The organism is Paenibacillus sp. P22 (assembly GCF_000469945.2).
Lineage (GTDB): Bacteria > Bacillota > Bacilli > Paenibacillales > Paenibacillaceae > Paenibacillus_O > Paenibacillus_O humicus.
Map to the genome: position 1 here is coordinate 26,977 of NZ_CBRA020000063.1, position 19,464 is coordinate 46,440.

17 protein-coding genes and 1 pseudogene are annotated in these 19,464 nt (G+C 56.1%); 3 read left to right on the plus strand and 15 right to left on the minus strand.

The window, feature by feature from the left end; all coding sequences use genetic code 11:
- Window positions 1-202: 202 nt before the first annotated feature.
- The 5 genes from BN871_RS10355 to BN871_RS27605 all read right to left on the minus strand — a co-directional run bounded on the left by BN871_RS10355 (window position 203) and on the right by BN871_RS27605 (window position 4,183).
- Window positions 203-553: a type II toxin-antitoxin system PemK/MazF family toxin gene (locus tag BN871_RS10355; protein WP_021877237.1), complete on the minus strand. Its 351-nt coding sequence runs from the start codon at window positions 551-553 to the stop codon at window positions 203-205.
- Window positions 554-556: 3 nt separating this feature from the next.
- Entirely contained in the window at window positions 557-838 is a 282-nt protein-coding gene (locus tag BN871_RS10360) for a CopG family ribbon-helix-helix protein (protein WP_048745833.1), read from the minus strand.
- Between the two features lie 191 nt (window positions 839-1,029).
- Window positions 1,030-2,235: an alanine racemase gene (alr, locus tag BN871_RS10365; protein ID WP_021877235.1), complete on the minus strand. Its 1,206-nt coding sequence runs from the start codon at window positions 2,233-2,235 to the stop codon at window positions 1,030-1,032.
- Between the two features lie 171 nt (window positions 2,236-2,406).
- Window positions 2,407-3,582, minus strand: a complete 1,176-nt coding sequence (locus BN871_RS10370) for an outer membrane lipoprotein carrier protein LolA (protein ID WP_048745836.1) — start codon at window positions 3,580-3,582, stop codon at window positions 2,407-2,409.
- Between the two features lie 430 nt (window positions 3,583-4,012).
- The gene (locus BN871_RS27605; RefSeq protein ID WP_021877233.1) at window positions 4,013-4,183 is read right to left on the minus strand and encodes a hypothetical protein; all 171 of its coding nucleotides are present in this window, start codon (window positions 4,181-4,183) and stop codon (window positions 4,013-4,015) included.
- 126 nt (window positions 4,184-4,309) lie between these two features.
- On the opposite strand from BN871_RS27605, the gene BN871_RS10375 reads away from it, so the two are divergent.
- The 3 genes from BN871_RS10375 to BN871_RS10385 all read left to right on the plus strand — a co-directional run bounded on the left by BN871_RS10375 (window position 4,310) and on the right by BN871_RS10385 (window position 7,547).
- A complete protein-coding gene (locus BN871_RS10375; RefSeq protein ID WP_021877232.1) occupies window positions 4,310-5,677 on the plus strand; it encodes an ABC transporter substrate-binding protein in 1,368 nt (455 codons plus the stop codon).
- A 111-nt stretch (window positions 5,678-5,788) separates the two neighbouring features.
- Window positions 5,789-6,646 (plus strand): carbohydrate ABC transporter permease, encoded by an 858-nt coding sequence (locus BN871_RS10380; protein WP_021877231.1) that lies wholly within the window; start codon window positions 5,789-5,791, stop codon window positions 6,644-6,646.
- A gap of 22 nt (window positions 6,647-6,668) precedes the next feature.
- A complete protein-coding gene (locus BN871_RS10385; protein WP_021877230.1) occupies window positions 6,669-7,547 on the plus strand; it encodes a carbohydrate ABC transporter permease in 879 nt (292 codons plus the stop codon).
- A gap of 90 nt (window positions 7,548-7,637) precedes the next feature.
- Here BN871_RS10385 and BN871_RS10390 read toward each other — a convergent pair whose 3' ends face one another.
- The 10 genes and pseudogenes from BN871_RS10390 to BN871_RS10430 form a co-directional block, all read right to left on the minus strand.
- On the minus strand, window positions 7,638-7,871 hold the full coding sequence (locus tag BN871_RS10390) for an Arc family DNA-binding protein (RefSeq protein WP_021877229.1): 234 nt from the start codon (window positions 7,869-7,871) through the stop codon (window positions 7,638-7,640).
- A 12-nt stretch (window positions 7,872-7,883) separates the two neighbouring features.
- Window positions 7,884-8,753, minus strand: coding sequence for an SPFH domain-containing protein (locus BN871_RS10395; protein WP_048745839.1), 870 nt, complete (start codon window positions 8,751-8,753; stop codon window positions 7,884-7,886).
- Window positions 8,754-8,887: 134 nt separating this feature from the next.
- Window positions 8,888-9,409, minus strand: coding sequence for a hypothetical protein (locus tag BN871_RS10400; protein ID WP_048745842.1), 522 nt, complete (start codon window positions 9,407-9,409; stop codon window positions 8,888-8,890).
- 137 nt (window positions 9,410-9,546) lie between these two features.
- The gene (locus BN871_RS10405) at window positions 9,547-9,885 is read right to left on the minus strand and encodes a hypothetical protein (RefSeq protein ID WP_127507149.1); all 339 of its coding nucleotides are present in this window, start codon (window positions 9,883-9,885) and stop codon (window positions 9,547-9,549) included.
- A gap of 139 nt (window positions 9,886-10,024) precedes the next feature.
- Window positions 10,025-10,978: a magnesium transporter CorA family protein gene (locus BN871_RS10410; protein ID WP_048745844.1), complete on the minus strand. Its 954-nt coding sequence runs from the start codon at window positions 10,976-10,978 to the stop codon at window positions 10,025-10,027.
- 130 nt (window positions 10,979-11,108) lie between these two features.
- Entirely contained in the window at window positions 11,109-12,446 is a 1,338-nt protein-coding gene (locus tag BN871_RS10415) for a TrkH family potassium uptake protein (protein ID WP_021877224.1), read from the minus strand.
- 134 nt (window positions 12,447-12,580) lie between these two features.
- Complete coding sequence (locus BN871_RS30410) at window positions 12,581-13,909, minus strand: ATP-binding protein (protein WP_407059870.1); 1,329 nt, start codon at window positions 13,907-13,909, stop codon at window positions 12,581-12,583.
- A 69-nt stretch (window positions 13,910-13,978) separates the two neighbouring features.
- A pseudogene (locus tag BN871_RS30415) lies at window positions 13,979-14,830 on the minus strand (response regulator); the annotation flags it as partial.
- Window positions 14,831-14,857: 27 nt separating this feature from the next.
- Complete coding sequence (locus BN871_RS10425) at window positions 14,858-15,646, minus strand: protein-glutamate O-methyltransferase CheR (protein WP_083436370.1); 789 nt, start codon at window positions 15,644-15,646, stop codon at window positions 14,858-14,860.
- 52 nt (window positions 15,647-15,698) lie between these two features.
- The gene (locus BN871_RS10430) at window positions 15,699-19,382 is read right to left on the minus strand and encodes a response regulator (RefSeq protein ID WP_048745847.1); all 3,684 of its coding nucleotides are present in this window, start codon (window positions 19,380-19,382) and stop codon (window positions 15,699-15,701) included.
- Window positions 19,383-19,464: the final 82 nt, after the last annotated feature.

Below are 19,464 nucleotides of genomic sequence, written 5' to 3' on the forward strand. Positions count from 1 at the left end.
AAACAAAAAACGCAAGCAGGAACCGGTAATCCGGTTCAACTGCTTGCGTTCTTCGCGAGCAAAACGATGCCATGCATCGTATACGGTTATGTTTGAGTCTATAGTATCAACAGAATAAATACCTGTCCAGCATTTTTTTCCATATTTTCCTCATCGGACACAATCGCCAGGCAGAAAATGGCGGAGCCGATTATCTGCCGGCTTAAAAGTCGATCAGACCGACGCTGATCTGCAGCGCGTCGTCGACATGTCTCATCATCTCATCGTCGAGATGCGTAATCTTGTCAGTAAGACGCTGCTTGTCGATCGTACGGATCTGCTCGAGCAGGATGACTGAATCGCGATCGAAGCCATGAGCCTTGGCGTCGATCTCAACATGGGTAGGAAGCTTCGCCTTCTGGATCTGGGCCGTAATGGCCGCTACGATGACCGTCGGGCTGAAGCGGTTGCCGATATCGTTCTGAAGGACAAGCACCGGGCGCACGCCGCCTTGCTCGGAGCCTACGACGGGAGATAAGTCTGCAAAGAATACGTCGCCGCGTTTGACGATCAAGAGCTACACCCCGCTGACGAGGCGGCCCAGCGCACGGTCTGCGTCTTCCTCCGCGTGGAAAGCTTCCGAGGCCATGTTCAAGTTGATCTTAGCCATTTCCAGATAACCGCGCTGCATCAATTCACGGATCTGACGTTTTTTGCGCTCCACGAGATAAAGCTTCATCGCCTGCCGAATGAACTCGCTGCGGTTGGAATTCTCCTTGGCCACGATTCCGTCCACTTCTTCCAGGAGCTGGTCCGGGATACTGATCATGATTCGTTTGGTATTCTGCAGATTGGCCACCAACTCGCACCTCCAAAACTTGTCAAAGCCTATTACCATTATGTCTCCGTTGGTATCGAGCTATACTCAACCATACCTATGAAAGGGCACTTTTCGTTAGAACGGCAAGATCCTTCAATAGTCGTTAAAAGGCTATTCGCCGCATAGCGACGCGATTCCTTCTTGACTTCTTCAAAAAATGACAAGAAGCCTCACATCCCTCCGCCGAGAAGCGGATTCGACACTTCGACGACCGCACCGCCGCGAATGTAAATCCGCGGGACGCGCGCAGCAAGCATGCAGGTAAGCTCGTAATTGATCGTGCCGAGCTTGTCGGCAACCTCTTCGGCCGAGATCCGCTCTTCCCCTTGCGAGCCGATGAGGATGACTTCCTCGCCCGGCAGCACCGGGAATGTACCCGCATTGTCTGCGGCTGCAAGCGCAATCATGCTCTGATCCATGCAGATCGTGCCGACAACCGGAACTCTGCGGCCGCGCAGCAGCGCTTCTGCCTTGCCGGTGAGCATCCGGCTGAAGCCGTCGGCATATCCGACCGGCAGCGTGCCGATCCGGGTATCTTCGTCGGCGACGAAGCGGGTGCCGTAGCTCACTCCCCAGCCAGGGGGTACCGTCTTCACGTGCACGACTTCGGTCTTCAGGGACAAAACCGGACGCAGATTCACTCTGCCGAATTCCACTTCATTCGACGGATATAGACCGTACATGCCGATGCCGAGACGGAGCATGTCTCCGCCCAGTTCCGGCGTATCCATGCCTGCCGCCGTATTGGCGCTGTGCAGGATTGGAATCGGAAGGCTGCGGCTGCGCACGTAATGCATGATCCCGGCAAACCGCTCGTATTGCAGGAGCGTGTAGCTCTTGTCGGCCTCATCCGCTTTGGCGAAGTGGGTGAACACACCGTCGACCTGAAGCTGAGGAATCGCGAGCACCTTCTCGATGAACCGTTCGGCCGCTCCGCTGCCGTCGGCGAGCGTCCCGAGCCGGCCCATTCCGGTATCCACTTTGATATGAACCTTAAGCTTGCGCCCATCATCCTCGGGCAGCGATGCCGCCGCCTCCAGAACATCCTCCCGGAATAAGGCGATTGATACATCATGCCGTCGCGCCGCCGGCAGTCCCTCCGGCGGAACGTATCCCAGCACGAGAATCGGCGCGGAAATGCCCGCTCTGCGGATCGTGAGAGCTTCGTCAAGAAAAGCCACACCCAGATAATCGATTCCGCAAGCCTCGGCTTCGCGGGCGACCTGGATGAGGCCGTGTCCATAGGCATTCGCCTTGACGGATGCCATCATCTTCATTCGTGCCGGCAGCGCGGAGCGGAAGGCTGCAATATTGTGAGCCAGGGCATCCAGGGAAATATGAGCTGCGGTCGGCCGATAAAATGCCGCTTCATCCATCGTATTTCAGTCCTTTTCTTTTGAACCCAGTGCCTCTAATGTTAAACGCTGACCTCGGGACTGTCAATGAAACGGGGCCGGTTCGGCACTGGCACCTGTTGCCAATTCGGCATCGGCAGGTAGGGAAAAGAGGCGCCGCCCAATGCCCGCGAACGCCTCTTGCATGATTGTTTATTTGCCCATTTCATCCACTACAGACTGGGCTACCGCAATCATTTGGTCCTGCGGAAGATCGCCGCTGGTCAAGCGGAATTCCTTGCCTCCGTAGGTCCAGGTGAGCGTCGTCTGGTCGCCTTCGTTAAGCTGGGCCCACGTATAGCCGAGATCCACCAGCCGGCCGCTGCCCATCGCCACCGCCGTATCTTCCGGCTGGGTTTCGATCAGCGTGTAATTGTAGGTGCCCGTATAACGCTGGATGTAGCCGGGCTCACCGCCGAATACGATCTCGCTGGAATCCTTCAGCGCAATGCCGTCGCCGCCAAGATAGGATGGCTCCATCGGCACGAAGCTCGTCGGATCTGCCGCTGCATCCTGCTGCCCATCCTCGTCCTGCGCTCCGGATGGATCCGCCGAGCCTGCGCCCTGCTGATCATCGCCTGCAGACGCTGCTCCGCCTTTGCCTGCGTCGCCGTCCTTGCCGGCCGGGTCGGCCGCCTTGCCGTCCGTCGCATCCGACTCCGGAACGGCTGTCGTAGGCTGCGAGCCGGCCGCAGGTGAGGACTGGAGATTCGACTTCGTGTCGAACACGCTTTTGTCCAGCTTTTCATTGAATTTGAAGGAGTCGAACTTCACATCGACCAGCACGGAAGCATTCGAATCGCTTACTTCGACCTGCTTGGGCGCATAGTCGGATTTATTCAGCCAGATTTTTTGCCGGGCCAGGGAAGCATTCTGATAATTAGCCATGACATCGAACACATAGCTGTCCTTCTCGGAAGCGAACTGGCGCGAGTTGTCGAGCAGGATGCTCTTCACCAGCGTCTGGTACAGATAGACTTGACCTTGGTCTTCCGGCCAGTTGCTTTGGAAGCGGAATACCTTGTTCAGGCTCGGGGTCAGGACGAACACGCCCTCGTCGTTGCGCAGCACGATCTGTGTCAGGTCCTTCTTCTCGTTGGTAAGCGCGATCCGGTAATAGTTGGGCTTCTGGAACTTCACATCCACCTTGTACTCCAGCGGCTGCGTGGCGGTATGAAGCGTCATCGTCCCCGTTCCCTGGTAAGTCTCGGTCTTGTCCTGCAGCTTGCCAAGCTCCTTCACCACGGAGCCGGCGTCCTTGCTGCCGCATCCGGCCAGCACCAGCGTAAAGCAGGCAATCAAAGCCGCGATCCATGTGATGCGACGCATGTAAATCATCCCCTCTGCACATTGGTTTTCCTAAGCTGATAACATGTCTATGAGGGGTCTTGGCCAATTATGCGGACGGGTTTCAGCTTGGCCGAGTTTTTGTCTGGAGCAAGCCCAAAGAAGGCCTGTGATCCAGCTAATTCCGATATGTGCAGGGTTTTGCCGAGCGGGGGCCGCAGGACGCAATGCCAGCCAACTCCGCTTTAATGATAGAAAAGAATTCTTATCTCTATCGCTGGCCGTGCTTTCCACAAGCTTGCCATGCAGGAATGCCTCCAAAATCCAAGTGATTCGGGAACACAGACCTTCAGACCTTCAGACCTTCAGACCTTCAGACATTCAGACCTTCAGAACTCAAACCTCTAAATCATCAGAACTTCAAATCTGCAGAACTCGTCAGGGCTTCAAATCTGCAGAACTCGTCAGGGCTTCAAATCTTCATAACTCCAGAATCCCAGACCTCCGCCACAGCCTCCGAGCTTTTAATCGGCAGCGCGACTTGCGGCCCATTGGTTTCATCCCTGCTGCCCTTCCACTGCCCCAGCTGGAAATAAAAAGATGATTTTCCCCTATTGGCCATAAAATAATCCCCCATGTCCATAGGAATATCCCCCTCCTTTAGAACCAATCTTGCCTTGGCGGGCTGCTGGAAACCTTCTAGACTTTATCTAAGCAGATCAACGATCTGTACGATAAGACTTAGCTAAACTAAGGGGGATCATCGTCGATGAAGAAGAAGTCCCAAGCTCTGTGCGCCCTTTCCGTGGCGACTGTGCTGCTCCTGTCTGCATGCGGCAGCAACGGAAACAACAACTCCGGAAATACCGGCGGAGACGCAAGTCCGGCACCAAGCCCGGCAGCAAGCACATCGCCGAGCCCGGAAGCGTCCAAGGCTCCGGAAGCCAAAGACGTCACGCTCCGCGTATTCTCCACCTTCGCCGGAACGGACGCAGCCAAGCCTGCTTTCCAGAAAGCGCTTGACGATTTCTCCGCCAAATTCCCGAACATCAAAATCACGAACGACGCGATGTCCGCGAACGACGACAGCTTCCGCACGAAGGTCAACACGGACATGTCCAGCGGCAACGAGCCGGACCTGCTCTTCTACTTCGTAGGAGCCGACGCCAAAGGCTTCGTCGATGCCGGCAAGGTCGTTCCGCTGAACGCTCTGCTCGACGAGGACGCAGAATGGAAAGCCGGCTTCAACCCTGCGGCTCTCGATGCCGTCAAGCAGCCGGACGGCAACATCTATGCCGCTCCGCTGACGGGCTACTACGAAGGCCTGTACGTCAACAAGGACATCTTCAAGAAATATAATCTGGAGCTTCCAACCGACTGGGACAAGTTCACGACGGCCATCAAAACGCTGAACGAGAACAAGGTCATCCCGCTCGCCGCTCCATTCGATCAATCGCACTACCTGATCGAGCACTTCGTCCTCGGCGCCGCCGGCGGCGCAGGCCACAACTCCGGCATTCTGGATGCCGTCAATCCGGACTGGGAGCTCGGCCTCTCCAAGCTGAACGAGATCGGCAAGCTCGGCGCCTTCCCTAAAGACGCCGCCACGATCGACCTGAACATGGCTGCGAAATACTACTCCCAAGGCAAGGCTGCCATGGTCATCGAAGGCTCGTGGGCGCAAGGCAGCTTCTCCGACGAAGTCAAAGCGGCTTCGACCGTGCTTCCTTTCCCGGCCATTCCAGGCGGCAAAGGCGACGGCAAGTCCATCATCGGCGGCTTCGGCTCCGGCTTCTACTTGTCGAAGAGCACGTACGACAACGCGGACAAGAAAGACGCTGCCGTCCAGCTGCTCAAGTTCCTGACGTCGCCTGATACGATCAAAGCGATCGCGCAAGCCAACTCCGGTACGCCTGCCGCTGCCAACGTGCAAGTGGAAGGCCTGCCGCAGCTCGCTCTGGACGGCTTCAAGATGGCCAGCGAAGCTCCGACGATCAACGCTCCGATCGACACGCAGGTCGCTCCGGAAACGTTCACGACGATCCGCCAGCATATCCAAGGCATCGTATCCGGCAAAGATACGGCGAAAGCAGCCCTGGAAGCCGCTCAGAAGATCGAAGTCGCAAACAAGAAGTAAGGCGTCCATATCCAGGCGATAGCCAACCCGACTCGCCGCCCGCTTGCTTGAAGGGCGGCGAGTTTCTTTAAAAGACAGGGGCTCGACGATAAACCGCAAAAAGGTGATTGAATGAAGGGCGATAAGAACTATATTTTGGCTTTCCTGCTGCCGGCTTTCCTGCTGCTCGGCACCTTTGTCTACTATCCGTTCCTGAAAAGCTTCTATCTCAGCTTCTTCCGCACAAACGGCTTCTTCAACAAGAAATTTGTCGGCTTGGACAATTACGAGCGCCTTTTTTCCGATGATCTTCTGGGCGCCGCTACCTTGCATACGCTGGAAATCATGCTTTACGTCCTGATCTTCCAAGTCGGAATCGCGCTTGTGCTGGCCGTCATGGTCGACAGCATCTCCAAGGGCAAGCAGTTTTTCCGAACCGTCTTCTTCTTCCCGATCGTCATCTCCGGAGCCGCGATATCCCTCCTGTTCGTGCTCATCTACAACTACCAGTTCGGCCTGCTCAACGGCATCATCGCCAAGCTGGGCTTCGAGCCGATTCTGTGGATGAGCGAAACGGGCTCCTTGAAAGCCGTCGCGGTTCCGACCGTATGGCATTACGTCGGCTTTTACTTCGTGCTCTTCCTTACCGCCATGTCCAAGATTCCCTCCGATTTCTATGAAGCAGCCAAGCTGGAAGGAATCGGCGGCATCAAAAAGACAACCATGCTGACCATCCCGCTTATTTTGAGCGACATCAAGGTCGTCATGATCCTTGCCATCACCGGCACGCTCAAAATTTTCGACTTCGTCTTTATTTTGACCCGCGGCGGCAACGGGACGGAACTGCTCGGAACGTACATGTACAAGAAGGCCCTTGTGGACCAGAACTTCGGTTACGGTTCCACTATTGCGATCTACATCGTCATTTTCGGGGTCATCCTGTCCTTGATTACGAACCGTCTCCTCAAGAGAGAAGAAGTCACATATTAAGTTGCAATGGGGTGGAAAGTGAATGCAGCAAGTCAATCCTGCCAATGCCGTACCTGTCACGAGAGGCCGCTCCGGCAAGCGATTCCCGTTCGGGATGGCCTTCGTTTATCTATGCCTTTCCTTATGGGCGCTCACGACGATCTATCCGCTCATCTGGATCATCAACAATTCGTTCAAATCGTCCGACGAGGTCATGGACAATTCGTTCAAGCTGGCGATTCCGCCGGACAAGCTGAATTACACGAACGCTTTCGAGAGCATCAGCATCGGCCGGGCATACGCCAACAGCTTGATCATGTCCGTCTCCGTCGTCCTGCTTGTCTTGATCGTCGCCGGGCTCGCGGCCTATATTCTGTCGCGCTTCAAGTTCCGGGGACGCAACCTCATCAACTCGCTGCTGGTCGCGACGCTGCTCATTCCGACCTTCGCCACCGTCGTGCCGGTGTACGAGCTGCTGATCAAGTGGAAGGTGGTCAACACCTACTTCGGCCTCATTCTGCCGCAAACGGCTGGCAATCTGTCCTTCGCCATCCTCGTCATCGCAGGGTATCTGGCTACAATCCCCAAGGAGCTGGAGGAAGCCGCCTTCATCGACGGCTGCAACCGGTTCAACATGTTCACGAAAATCTTCCTGCCCGTTGGAAGGCCGGTCTTCGCCTCGACCAGCATCTTCGTCTTCCTGTGGTCCTACAATGACCTGTTCTCCGCCATCATCTTCGTCAACAAGGATTCGGTAAGGCCGATCGTGGCGCTGCTCGCTCAGATCAGCTCCCAATACGGCACCGACTTCGGCCTCATGGCCGCCGCTGTCGTGCTCACTGTCATCCCCGTTCTGATCGTATACCTCTTCATTCAGAAGTACATTGAAAAAGGGATGACCGAAGGCGCGATCAAAGGCTGATTCCATTCCCCAAAAAAAGAACCCTGCGGTCACAGCTGTGACCGCAGGGTTCTTTGATTTTGCGTCAATCATGAATGATGAGGCTTGCTGCTAGCTGGATCCGTTCTCCGGGACCTCTGCGTCCCCGGAAGGAACGGACTTGGATTGATCCTCCGCAGCTTGAGGAGGGAGGCTTTTGAGCCTGCCGCTCTTCTTCAGCGATTCGCGGAGCAGATATTCGATATGCGCGTTTACGCTGCGGAATTCGTCGCCGGCCCATTTCTCCACGGCCTGGTACAGCTCCAGGTCCAGGCGCAGCGGAAACGCCTTGCGTTCTTTGGCCATTAGACGGCTGCCTTAATTATAGAGCGTACCGGTATTGATGACCGGCGTCGTTCCCCGTTCGGAGACGATGGCAACCATAAGATTGTTGATCATCGCCGCACGCCGTTCGTCATCCAGTACGATTCCGTGGTGCTTCAGCTGCTGCAGGGCCGACTCCACCATGCCGACAGCACCGTCTACGATTTTTTGCCGAGCCGCTACGATCGCTTCCGCCTGCTGGCGCTGCAGCATCGCACCTGCAATCTCGGCTGCATATGCAAGGTGGGACAGACGGGTTTCCAGCACTTCCACGCCAGCTACGCTGAGGCGCTCCTGAAGCTCGGCGAGCAGCCGTCCGGAAATTTCGTCCGCGTTGCCCCTAAGCGAGATGACGGAGCTGTCCTCGTACGTGTCATAAGGGTACTGCGCCGCGATATGGCGGATCGCCGTCTCGCTCTGGATTTCCACGAACGTCTCGTAATCGTCGACGTCGAATGCCGCTCTGGCCGTATCCATTACCTTAAATACGACCACCGCTGCAATTTCGACCGGGTTGCCGGAAGCATCGTTGACCTTCAGCTTCTGGCTGTTGAAGTTCCTGACCTTGAGCGACATCCTGGATTTGACGGTGAACGGAACGACGATCCACAGCCCGCTATCCGATACCGTGCCTTTGTAACGTCCGAAAAACGTAATGATTTTCGCCTGATTCGGCTGAACGACCGTAAGCGAGCTGAACGCCACGAGCGCCAGCAGCAGCAGGACGACGCCCAGCACATTCATGCCAGCCGAACCATCGTCGGCATTGCCCGATACAAAGCACCAGATCGCTGCCGCTGCCGCCGCGATAGCAGCCAGCGTCGCCAGGAAACCGTTCGCATGCCAAGCCTGATGTTCCTTCATCCCCATCACACTCCATATCAACTTGATATGATTATGATATCACTTTTTCTTTGAAATGGAAAATAAAAAATCCTTCCTTATGGGAAGGATTTTTATCGAACCTAAAGGTCGCTGCCCCATCGCCCTCTCTTCCATCAAGAGGGCCGTGTACCGTCCATCTGATGAGGTCCCTTCGGCGCTGGAACCTTCAGCTTCCCCTGCTCATGCAGGCTTTTCAGCTCGTCGCGAAGCTGCTGCTCCGACTTTCCCTCGACTTTGATGCCTTGCTTGGCGGCAAATTCCTTCATTCTCGCGAAGCGTTTTTCCTTCATGCTCGCTTTGAAGGCCGTCCATTTCTCCGGCTGCTTTTCCTTGGCCGCGTGAATTTCCTGACGGAGCTGCTCCTCCGTCTTGCCGTCGGCTTTGATGCCGAAATAAGCCGCGGCTTCCTTCAGCATGGCGAGCTTGCGGGCTTCGCGGTATCGATCGTGATGCGGATGGCCTTTCGGATTCCGCAAATCTCCTTGATGGTTGTAGCGGTCCGGAGCGCCCATATCCTGCGATGCATGCGGAGATGCCTGCGGAGCTGCCGGAGACGCCTGCGGCGCGGCGTAAGCGGCGGCTGGCAGGGCAAGAGCGGCAAGCAGCAAGGCAGCCGCTGTCCAAGTTGCTTTCATCGATGCTGTCATCCTTTCGGTCTTGGATTCCTTCCTTTCGTATACTTCCCTCTTATTGTTTAATTATTCCAACCTTGCTGAAAATCAAAAAAGCGTCCCCGGAGGGACGCCCGCTGCTGTATGAAAAGGAATGGATGTTATACGGACTGGCTCTGGAGCTTCTCGCTGAACTGCTGCTCCGTCATATCGTCCTCCAGCACTTCCGACACGGGGATTTCCGGACAATCCGCCTTCGTGAACGATTTGCCTTTGAGATAGTAACCGTTCTTCCTCGCAATGGAGTAGAAGCTGCACAGCTGATCCGCGATCTTGACCGCTGCTTCTTCCGAAGTGGAGCTGGCCAGGTTGTTGCCGAAGCTGAGCGGATTTTTGGAGCTCTGAATATTGACTCGGTACGGAGCAACAGAGTCCGACTCTTCATGCTTGACCAGAATCTCGATGTCGGAGCAAGTATTACGATATTTGATGGTCATCATCAACACCGCCTGTTGAGACCTCGTATGAGGTAGATTCGGTCAGTGCATTCCAGCGCTGCCGTACTAGCTATTACACGGCTCAGGCAGCTGTTAAACAGCGTGCCCAAGCCTTCCGCCAACATTTTCAGCCGCATGCCCGTCACAGCCGTTCCCGTCGGTTGTCCTCCCGGAGAAGATCCCCCATCCAGCCTTTCGTCCGCATCCAGAAATAGACGCCGACCGTAGCCGCCAAAATGACGGCAAGCCCGAATACGTATCCAAGCTTCCACTTCAGCTCCGGCATCTGCTCGAAATTCATCCCCCAGATCGCGCCGATCGCCATCATAGGCGTGCAAAGAATCGTGAACACCGTGAGCGTCTTCATGATTTCGTTGCCGCGGTAGTTCGAGATATTGTCCTCGAGCAGAAGCAGCGACTCCACCTCCTGCCGGTACTCTTCCTGCAGCATGATCATCCTCTCCAGACGCGAGTTGAACGCCTGATGGATGAGACTCTCCTTCATCTCCTCGGGAAACGCTTCTTCCAGAGCAAACCGGATTTCGCGGACCGGCCTCGTCAGTCCGGTCCAGTGAAGCAGGCCGTAGCGGAGCTCCAAAATACGGTGGAACATATAGCCGCCATTGCGGTCCCGGATATTCTCCTCCATCTCGCGCAGCTTCTGCTCGAAATTGTCCATCCCGTCGAAGAACGGCTCCATGATGCCGGCAAGCAGCTTGATGAATCCGTCCAGAGCCGTCTCCGACTGCTCGATTTCCGCAAAAAAATGAGCGGCTCCTTCACAGCCGTCGACAATATCCTCTTCATCGAAACCGATTGTATACAGATTGCGGTGCCCGAGGTAAAAATGCATCGTGCAGTTGCTTCTCTGGTCATCATCCGATCTGCCCACGACAAGCGTCCCGAACACCGCATTTCGGCTCCCTTGAAAGGAAGTAGCCGCAAGATGGTTCACATCCCGATCCTTGCTTCTTTCGATCCATTTCCGCACGGACTCGTCCTGCCGCCACATTTCCGCCGCTTGCCCGCTGTCGCCGCTCCGATGCCACGCCCAGCTCCGGCCTTCCGCCGACGAGCGCTTATCCTCGTTCCCCATCGTTCCCACTCCTGACTGACTGCATCTTGACCGTTTACTACCCTTCCATTACCCTGCCCAGCCGCCCTTGGAATCAGTTGGCGACATGGCAATGATTGAAAAAAAGCCCCGCAAAAATGCGGGGCTGCTCTCAGCCGATAATGATCCGGCCCTCCGGATATCGGAACGGTTCTTTTTTGGATTTGGAGCGGATCGCGAACGCCAAGGTTAACAGCCCGAGCCTGCCGGCAAACATCAGGAAAATGATGACCCCTTTGCCGACAGGGGTAAGATCAAAGGTGGCTCCAAGGCTGAACCCGACCGTGCCGAACGCCGACACGGCCTCAAAGAGAAGAACGAGGAAGGAAGCATTCTCCACGGTCGTCAGGATCATCGTGGAGGCGACGATAATGATGACCCCCATGAGCGTGACCGTGATAGCCCGATACAGCTCCTTGGCTGCAATCCGGTACCGGAAGATCACCGCATCCTCGCGGCCGCGCAAAATCGCATGGATGCCGGCAAGCAGCACGACGAAGGTGGTCAGCTTGATCCCTCCTCCTGTAGAGCCCGGCGCGGCTCCGATGAACATAAGGATGATCATCAGAAGCTGGGTCGCCTGACGGAGCTCCTCGATCGGCACCGTATTGATTCCTGCCGAGCGCAAGCTGAATGATTGGAAAAAGCTGGCCCAGATCTTGCCGTTCAGCCCCAGATGGCCGAAGCTCCTTGTATTCGTAAATTCAAAGATAAAGAAAAGAATGGCGCCGCCCAATGTGAGGACGACAGAAGCCCACAACACGACCTTGCTGTGCAAGGAGATTTTGCGCCTCTCGGGAAACCGGATCAGATCCGCCATGACAATGAAACCGATGCTGCCGAAGAAAATAAGCGTCATCGTAATCAGATTGATCGCGGGATCGCTGACGAACTGGCTCCAGCCCCCGATAATTTCGAAACCGGCATTGTTGAACACGGAAACCGCGTGGAATACGCCGAAGTAGGCCGCTTTGGACAGCGGCATGGAGTCCATCCAGATGAACGTGTACAGCAGCGCTCCGACCCCTTCGATAGCGGCGGAGAACAAAAAGATCCTTATAACGAGCTGGACGATTCCGCTCATTTCCGTCTGATTGAGGGACTCCTTGAGCACGAGGCGGTCACGGAGCGATATTTTGCGGCCGAACGCCAGGGCAAACCAGGTAGCGGCCGTCATGAAGCCCGTCCCTCCTAGTTGGAACAGCACGAGCAGCACGATTTGTCCGAACAAGGAATATTCGGTGCCTGTGTTCATAATGGTGAGCCCCGTCACGCATGTAGCCGAAGTCGCCGTGAACAGAGCATCCAGTACAGGAATCCGCACCCCGTCAGCCGAAGCGGCAGGGGTAGCGAGAAGAATCGTGCCAAGCACGATCAGAGAAAGAAATCCGCCCGCAAGCACCCTCGGAGGTGTCAGGTAGGTAGAGCGGATATAACGATTGGACAGCACGGCTCGAAGCCCCTTTCCGCTTCATTTCTAAAAGCGTGGTGAAAAATAGATGACCTGCGGTCGGAACGGGTCGCCAATCGCTGTTGTCTCCTTGGCAAGCCTTCCCGGCCCGGACATGCAAAAAGCAGCCCACATCAATGCGTGGACTGCCTGCCCATGGTCCAGTCATAATCCAGATACCGGCCGATAATCGCTTCAAGCATCTCCAGCCGGATCGGCTTGCTGATATAATCGGTCATCCCGGCTTCCAGACAGCGCTGCCTGTCTCCCGGCAGCACGTTGGCGGTCATCGCCACGATGACCGGCTGCTTGCCGGCACGCGCGTCTCCGTTGATGAGCCTTGTCGCCTCAAGTCCGTCCATGACCGGCATTTTCATATCCATGAAGATCATATCATAGAATCGGTTTTTTGCCATCGCCACGGCCGCTTCCCCGTTCTCCGCCACATCCGCTTCGATGCCGAGACGATCGAGCAGCTTGAGGATCAGCTTCTGGTTCACGTCGTTGTCCTCGACGACGAGAACCCGGGAACGCTCGCTCGGCGCCGGCACGCCGCGATCTCCAGTGCCGAGCGTGAATGGCAGGACGTTGGCCTTCAGGACAAGGCGGCTGGCTGCGCTCGTCTCGCTGGCCGCAGTAGTCTCGGTATAGGTCTCGCTCAGCATGGCGGAGAAGGAAAAGGAATCCGAATGAGGAGGGGCTTCCCATGGACGTGAGCCGGGCAGCGGGTGGTCTTCGGCTGGATCTCCCTCCAAAGCCGGATAACATTCCTCCATCTGCTTGAGGCGGACGGTGAAGGTGAAGCAGGCTCCTTTGGGCTCATTGGCGCACGCTTCGATCGTCCCGCCCATCAGCTCCACCAGATTTTTGCAGATGGCTAAGCCTAGTCCGGTTCCTCCGTACTTGCGGGTCATGGAGGAGTCCAGCTGGGAGAACGGCTGGAACAGGAGGGGGAGCTTATCCTCCGGAATGCCTACCCCGGTATCGCTCACTCTGAACTGGACAACGATGCCCTCTTCCTGGCGCTCGGCATCGTCGGGCGAATCCTCGGCAAGGCGAACGTCGACATCAATATGCCCTTCATGCGTGAATTTGATCGCATTGCTGATCAGGTTCATCAGAATCTGGCGCAGCTTGGTTACGTCCCCGTACAGATACTCCGGCAAATCCGGGGATATCGAACAGAGGATATCGAGATTGCTCTCGCGCGACTTGGCGATGAACAGATCCAGCGATTCGTCCACGCAGCTCTTCAGATCGAAAGGAACCATCTCAAGTTCCAGCTTGCCGGCTTCGATCTTGGCGTAGTCCAGAATGTCGTTGATGACGCTGAGCAGGCTGTCGCCGCTCTTCAGGATGATCTCGGCAAAATCCTTCTGCTCCTCGTTCAGTTCCGTCTCCATCAGAAGATTGGTCATGCCGAGAATGCCGTTCATAGGCGTGCGGATCTCGTGGCTCACCATCGCCAGGAACTCCGTTTTGGCTCTGTCGGCCACCTCCGCTGCTTCCTTGGCCGCTAGAATTTCCTCCTCCGATTTCTTGCGCTCGCTGATGTCGCTGACCGTGCAGGCGAAGATGACTTCCTCATCCACCAGCGTGCTGCCGAGCTTGATCTCGGCATGGAAGACACTGGCGTCCTTGCGGCGCGGCATGACTTCGATCAGGCGCCCGGAAGAGATTCCGTCCATCGCGGCTTCGCCCATGAGATCCAGCTGCCTGACGCATATTCCCGGGATAAGCTCATCGACCTGCTTGCCGACGACTTCTTTTTCCCGGTACCCGAACATCGGATAGACCGACGGATTCACCGTCAAAATGGTTCCGTTCTTGTCAAACGTAATCATCGTATCCATTGAAGTCGAGCTGATGACGCTTTTGACGGCTTCCGACTTGGTCAGCTGGTAGGCCGTGCGCATCAGCTCCTTGTTCATGCGCTCCAGCTCCTGCGTCTGCTGCTGAAGCAGGACGGCTTGCTGCTGCAAGGTTTTGTTGCCGACGTACATCCGGACAAAGCCTTCGATCTTGGAACGGAAAATTTGGGGAACGAAGGGCTTCAGCATATAATCGATCGCGCCGACGGCGTAGCCGGCGAACATATGCTGGGCTTCCTTGCTCGTCGCCGACACGAAAATGATCGGTATCTCCTTGGTCTTATCCCTGGATTTGATCATTCGAGCGGTTTCGAAACCATCCATCCCGGGCATCTGGACATCCATGACGATGACGGCAAAATCATCCTTGAGAAGCGCCCGCAGCGCCTCCTCGCCGGAAAGGCATTTGACGAGATTGTAGTTGAGATCGCCAAGGACGGCTTCGATAGCCAGCAAATTTTCGGGGTAGTCATCGACCAGCAGGATATTGATAGGCCCGTCATAAGAGATCATGGTTTCCCCCCTCCCTTGTCTGTGGCTTTACTTGACTTTGCGGTAGATCCGGTTGATCAGGTCCAGCTCATCGAACTGATCCGCATGCCGGGTGAAGTTGATGCTTTCCTTGGTTCCCAGCAGCAGCACGCCGAACATGCTGAGACTGTCGTAGAGCAGCCCATGCACATGGTTCTGGAGATCCTTGTTGAAGTAGATCATGACATTGCGGCACAGGATGACATGAAATTCGTTGAAGGAGCCGTCCGTGACGAGATTGTGCTGGGCAAAAACGATATTTTTCTTCAGGAAGCTTTGGAAAATAACCGATTCGTACTTGGCCGTGTAGTAGTCCGAGAACGACTCCTTGCCGCCGCCGTCCTGGTAATTGCGCGTATACTGCTGCATCCGCTCAATCGGGAATACGCCCTGCCTCGCTACATCGAGAACGGTCGAGCTCATATCCGTGGCGTAGATTCTCGTGCGGTCGTAAAGCCCTTCCTCATGAAGCAGAATCGCCATCGAATAGACTTCTTCGCCGGTCGAGCAGCCGGCATGCCAGATCCGGATGAACGGATACGTCTTGAGCAGCGGAACGACATTTTTGCGGAACGACTTGAACACTTCCGGATCGCGGAACATCTCGGTGACATGGATCGTGAGATCCGACAGAAGCCTTTCCATGCAGCCACGGTCGTGGATCACCCGGTCCGTCAGCGACGTGATCGTCGTCAGCCGTTCCGCATGCACCCGATGCCATATTCTCCTACGGATCGAGGCATAGGCATAGTTCCTGAAATCATAGCCGTAGAGCTTGAACATGGCCACGAGCAGCATCTCGATCTCCAACTGTTCTCTTTCGTCCGAGTCGCTCGGACGAGGTTTGACGCTATTTATACAACCACACCCTCATTAGTGAAAGAAGTTGATCAACGTTGACCGGCTTGGCGATGTAATCGCTGGCCCCGGCTTCAATGCATTTGTCCCGATCGCCTTTCATCGCCTTGGCGGTGACGGCAATGATCGGCAGCTTGTCGTAGCGGGAGTCGGCTCGGATGAGCCTCATCGCTTCGTACCCGTCCATTTCCGGCATCATGATGTCCATGAGCACGAGATCAAGATCGGGATTTTTCTCGATCTGCTCGATAGCCTCCCGGCCGTTCTCGGCATAGGTAATGTTCATCTTATACCCTTCAAGGACATTGGACAAGGCGAACACGTTGCGGATATCGTCGTCGACGATGAGAACGTCCCTGTTTTCGAAAATGGTCTCCACGCTGTGAAGCTTGCGCAGCACGTTGCGCTTGTCTTCCGGCAGCTCGGCTTCGACCCGGTGCAGGAAAAGCGTCGTCTCGTCAAGCAGCCGCTCCGGCGACTTGACGTCCTTCACGATGATCGTCTCGGCGTATTTCTTGAGCATCATTTCCTCGCGCTTCTCCAGGTCGCGGCCGGTGTAGATGATGATCGGCAGATCATGCAGCTCTTCGTTGCGCCTGATCTGGTCCAGCAGCTCGAAGCCGGTAATGTCCGGCAGGCCGAGATCGAGGACCATGCAGTCGTAGTGATGCTCGCTCAGCTCCTTGAGCGCCTCGCGTCCGGACGATACTCCCGTAATGACCAGATCGTCATGGCCGATCAGCTCTTCGATGGCGTGACGCTGGATCTCGTCGTCCTCCACCACGAGCAGACGCTTCATATTGCGCTCCATGAACAATCCGATCTGCGTAAACAGATTGTCGAGATGCTCCTTGGAGACCGGCTTCTTGAGATAGGCGATCGCTCCGAGCGCGAGACCCTGCTGGACCTCGTCGATAACCGAGATCAGATGGACCGGAATATGGCGAGTGTTGGAATCGTTTTTCAGATGATGGAGAACGGACCAGCCGTCCATGACCGGCATTTGGATATCCAGGAGAATCGCATCCGGAAGGTACGTTCTTGCATAGGACAGGCCCTTGTCTCCCTGTCCGGCAACGATGGCCTTGAAGCCTCGCGAGCGGGCGATATCGACGAGAACTTTGGCGAAAGCGACGTCATCCTCGACGATGAGGACGACTTTATCCCCTTCCTTCAATTCCTTGAGGTCGTCTTCCACATCGAACGCATGGCGGGCAAGCTCGGGCTTCGGCTTCCGTTCCGCCGGGATGACCGGCGACGGAAGCGCCGCCGCCGCTTCGTCCATGCCGCTGAACGAGCTTCTTGAGACTTCGAAGTCGGATCCGTCGTTCATTTTGACGAGATGGAATTCCGGAAGCGTGAGCACGAAGGTGCTTCCCTCTCCCGGCTTGCTCGTCAGATGGATGTCTCCGCCAAGCAGTCTGGCCAGATCCCGGCTGATCGCGAGGCCAAGTCCGGTACCGCCGTATTTGCGGCTTGTCGTCCCGTCGACCTGCTGGAAGGCTTCAAAGATGATCGCCTGCTTGTCCTCGGGAATTCCGATGCCCGTGTCCTTGACTTCGAACGAAATCCAGCTGCCCTGGGCGCCTTCCGGCATCTCGGCCGGGGTGGATTTGCGGATCCGCATGCTGATGGAGCCCTGAGTCGTGAACTTGAACGCATTGGACAGCAGATTGCGCAGGATCTGCTTGACCCGGTGGCTGTCCGTGAACATTTCCGCCGGCACGTCCTCCTCCGTCTCCGTAAGGAACGGCAGCTCCTTCTGGATGCTGACCGGCTGGAAGCTGCGTACGGCATACTGCTCCAGATCCCGCAAAGGAACATGTTCGGTGACGACGTCCATCTTGCCTGCGCCGATCTTGGACAGGTCGAGAATTTCGTCGATCAGCTTGAGCAGATCGCTGCCCGAAGTATGAATGGTCGTTGCGAACTCGATCTGCTTCTGGGTGAGATTTCCGTCCTTGTTGTCCGACAGCATTTGGGACAGAATAAGCAGGCTGTTGAGCGGAGTCCGCAGCTCATGCGACATGTTGGCCAGGAACTCGGACTTGTACTTGGAAGCGAGGCCGAGCTGGACCGTCTGCTTCTCGAGCGCGTCCCTCGTCTGCTCGATCTGCTGGCTGTGCTTTTTCGTTTCCTTCATCTGCAGCTCCAGCAAATGGGTTTTCTGCAGCAGCTCCTCGTTCGTCTGCTCCAGCTCTTCCTGCTGGCTCTGCAGCTGCTCCTCGGAAGCCTTGAGCGCCCTCGTCTGCTCTTCGAGACGGTCGTTGGAGCTGCGCAGCTCTTCCTGCTGGCTGATCAGCTCTTCGGATTGGGATTGGAGCTCTTCGCTCATCGTCTGCGATTCGCGCAGCAGCTCCTCGATCCGGATCCTTCCGAACAGGTTGTGAAGCACCATGCCGGCAGACTCGCCGATCTGCTCCAGCAGCTCGTGGTGCAGGCTTGTGAACGACTGCAGGCTGCCGAGCTCAAGCACAGCCACGACGGAATGCTGATAATGGACCGGCAGGAGATAGAGCTCCCGGATCTGCGTCTGCCCGATGCCCGAGCGGATGTTGAGGTATCCTTCCGGCACCTCGGTCAGATGCATCGACTTGTTGTCCGCCGCGATTTGGCCCACGAGTCCTTCTCCGAACCGGAAGGAGGAAGCCGCTTGCAGACCCTCCGTCCCTGCATAAGAAGCACGCAGCGTGAAGGTTCTGCCTTCACCGAGATGATCGCGGATATAGAGAGCTCCATAGGTCGCTCCCGTAAGAGGGGCGACGGAGGAAATGAATTTCTCCGCCAGGTTCTCCAGCTCCGTGATGCTCTGAACGCCAACGATGACGTTGGCCAGGCTCGTTTTAAGCCAGGTCTGATCCTGCATCATCTGGTTGTATATTTTCTCCGCCTGCGTCTTTTCATCCAGATCGTCCGCGAGCTTGTAGAAGGAGTCCGCTACCTCCTTGAACTCGCCCTCTTGGACCATCGCATCCAGGCGCGTCTCCCGGGTCGATTCTCCTCGAGAGAACCCGACAATCGCGGAGGAGAGGAACCGGAAGCCGCGGTTGAGCGTCTTTGTATTCCAGATAATGATGAACAGGCCGAGCAGGACGCCCGCAATCGTCACGGCAACCATGATATTGGTCGTCGCCTCGTTATCGTTGCGCGTCTGTTCGACCAGCTGGTCCAAGGCGCGCTGATGATAAGCGGCCATCTCGTCGGCATTATTGACGAGCGTCTCCTGATAGCGGAGGCCTTCGCTTTCCCGCAGGGCGACGGCTCCCGCTCCGTTGCCGGACTCTACGAGCTTCATCGCCCGGTCGACATACGAGAAGAAGTCGGATGTTCCGGCTTCCATCTTGTCCAGCATCTGAAATTCGGATTCGGATGAGGCAATGCCTTCCAGCTTTTTAAGGGCGGCCTGGACCGATTCTTTGTTCTTTTCAATGCTGTCTCGGTTGCGGTCGACCGTTTCCTTGGTAGGCACGGTCAAGATATTCACCATATACTTGGCCATGTTGTTCACGTTGCCGCGCATGCTCGTCGTGGTGGCCACCTTGGTGTATCTCTGATCGTAGATCTCGTTCAGCTGATTGCTGAGATTGAACAGATTGCGAATTCCCGCGCCGCCCAGGACAATCATGATGGCGAGCAGGATGACAAACCCCAGTTGAACTTTTGTCCGTATTTTCATGTCAGCCGATCACCGGATCCCCTCTGAAGTAATAGTGGATGAGCTGTCTATGTGAGAACCTTAATCTTTCCCTCTATGAATC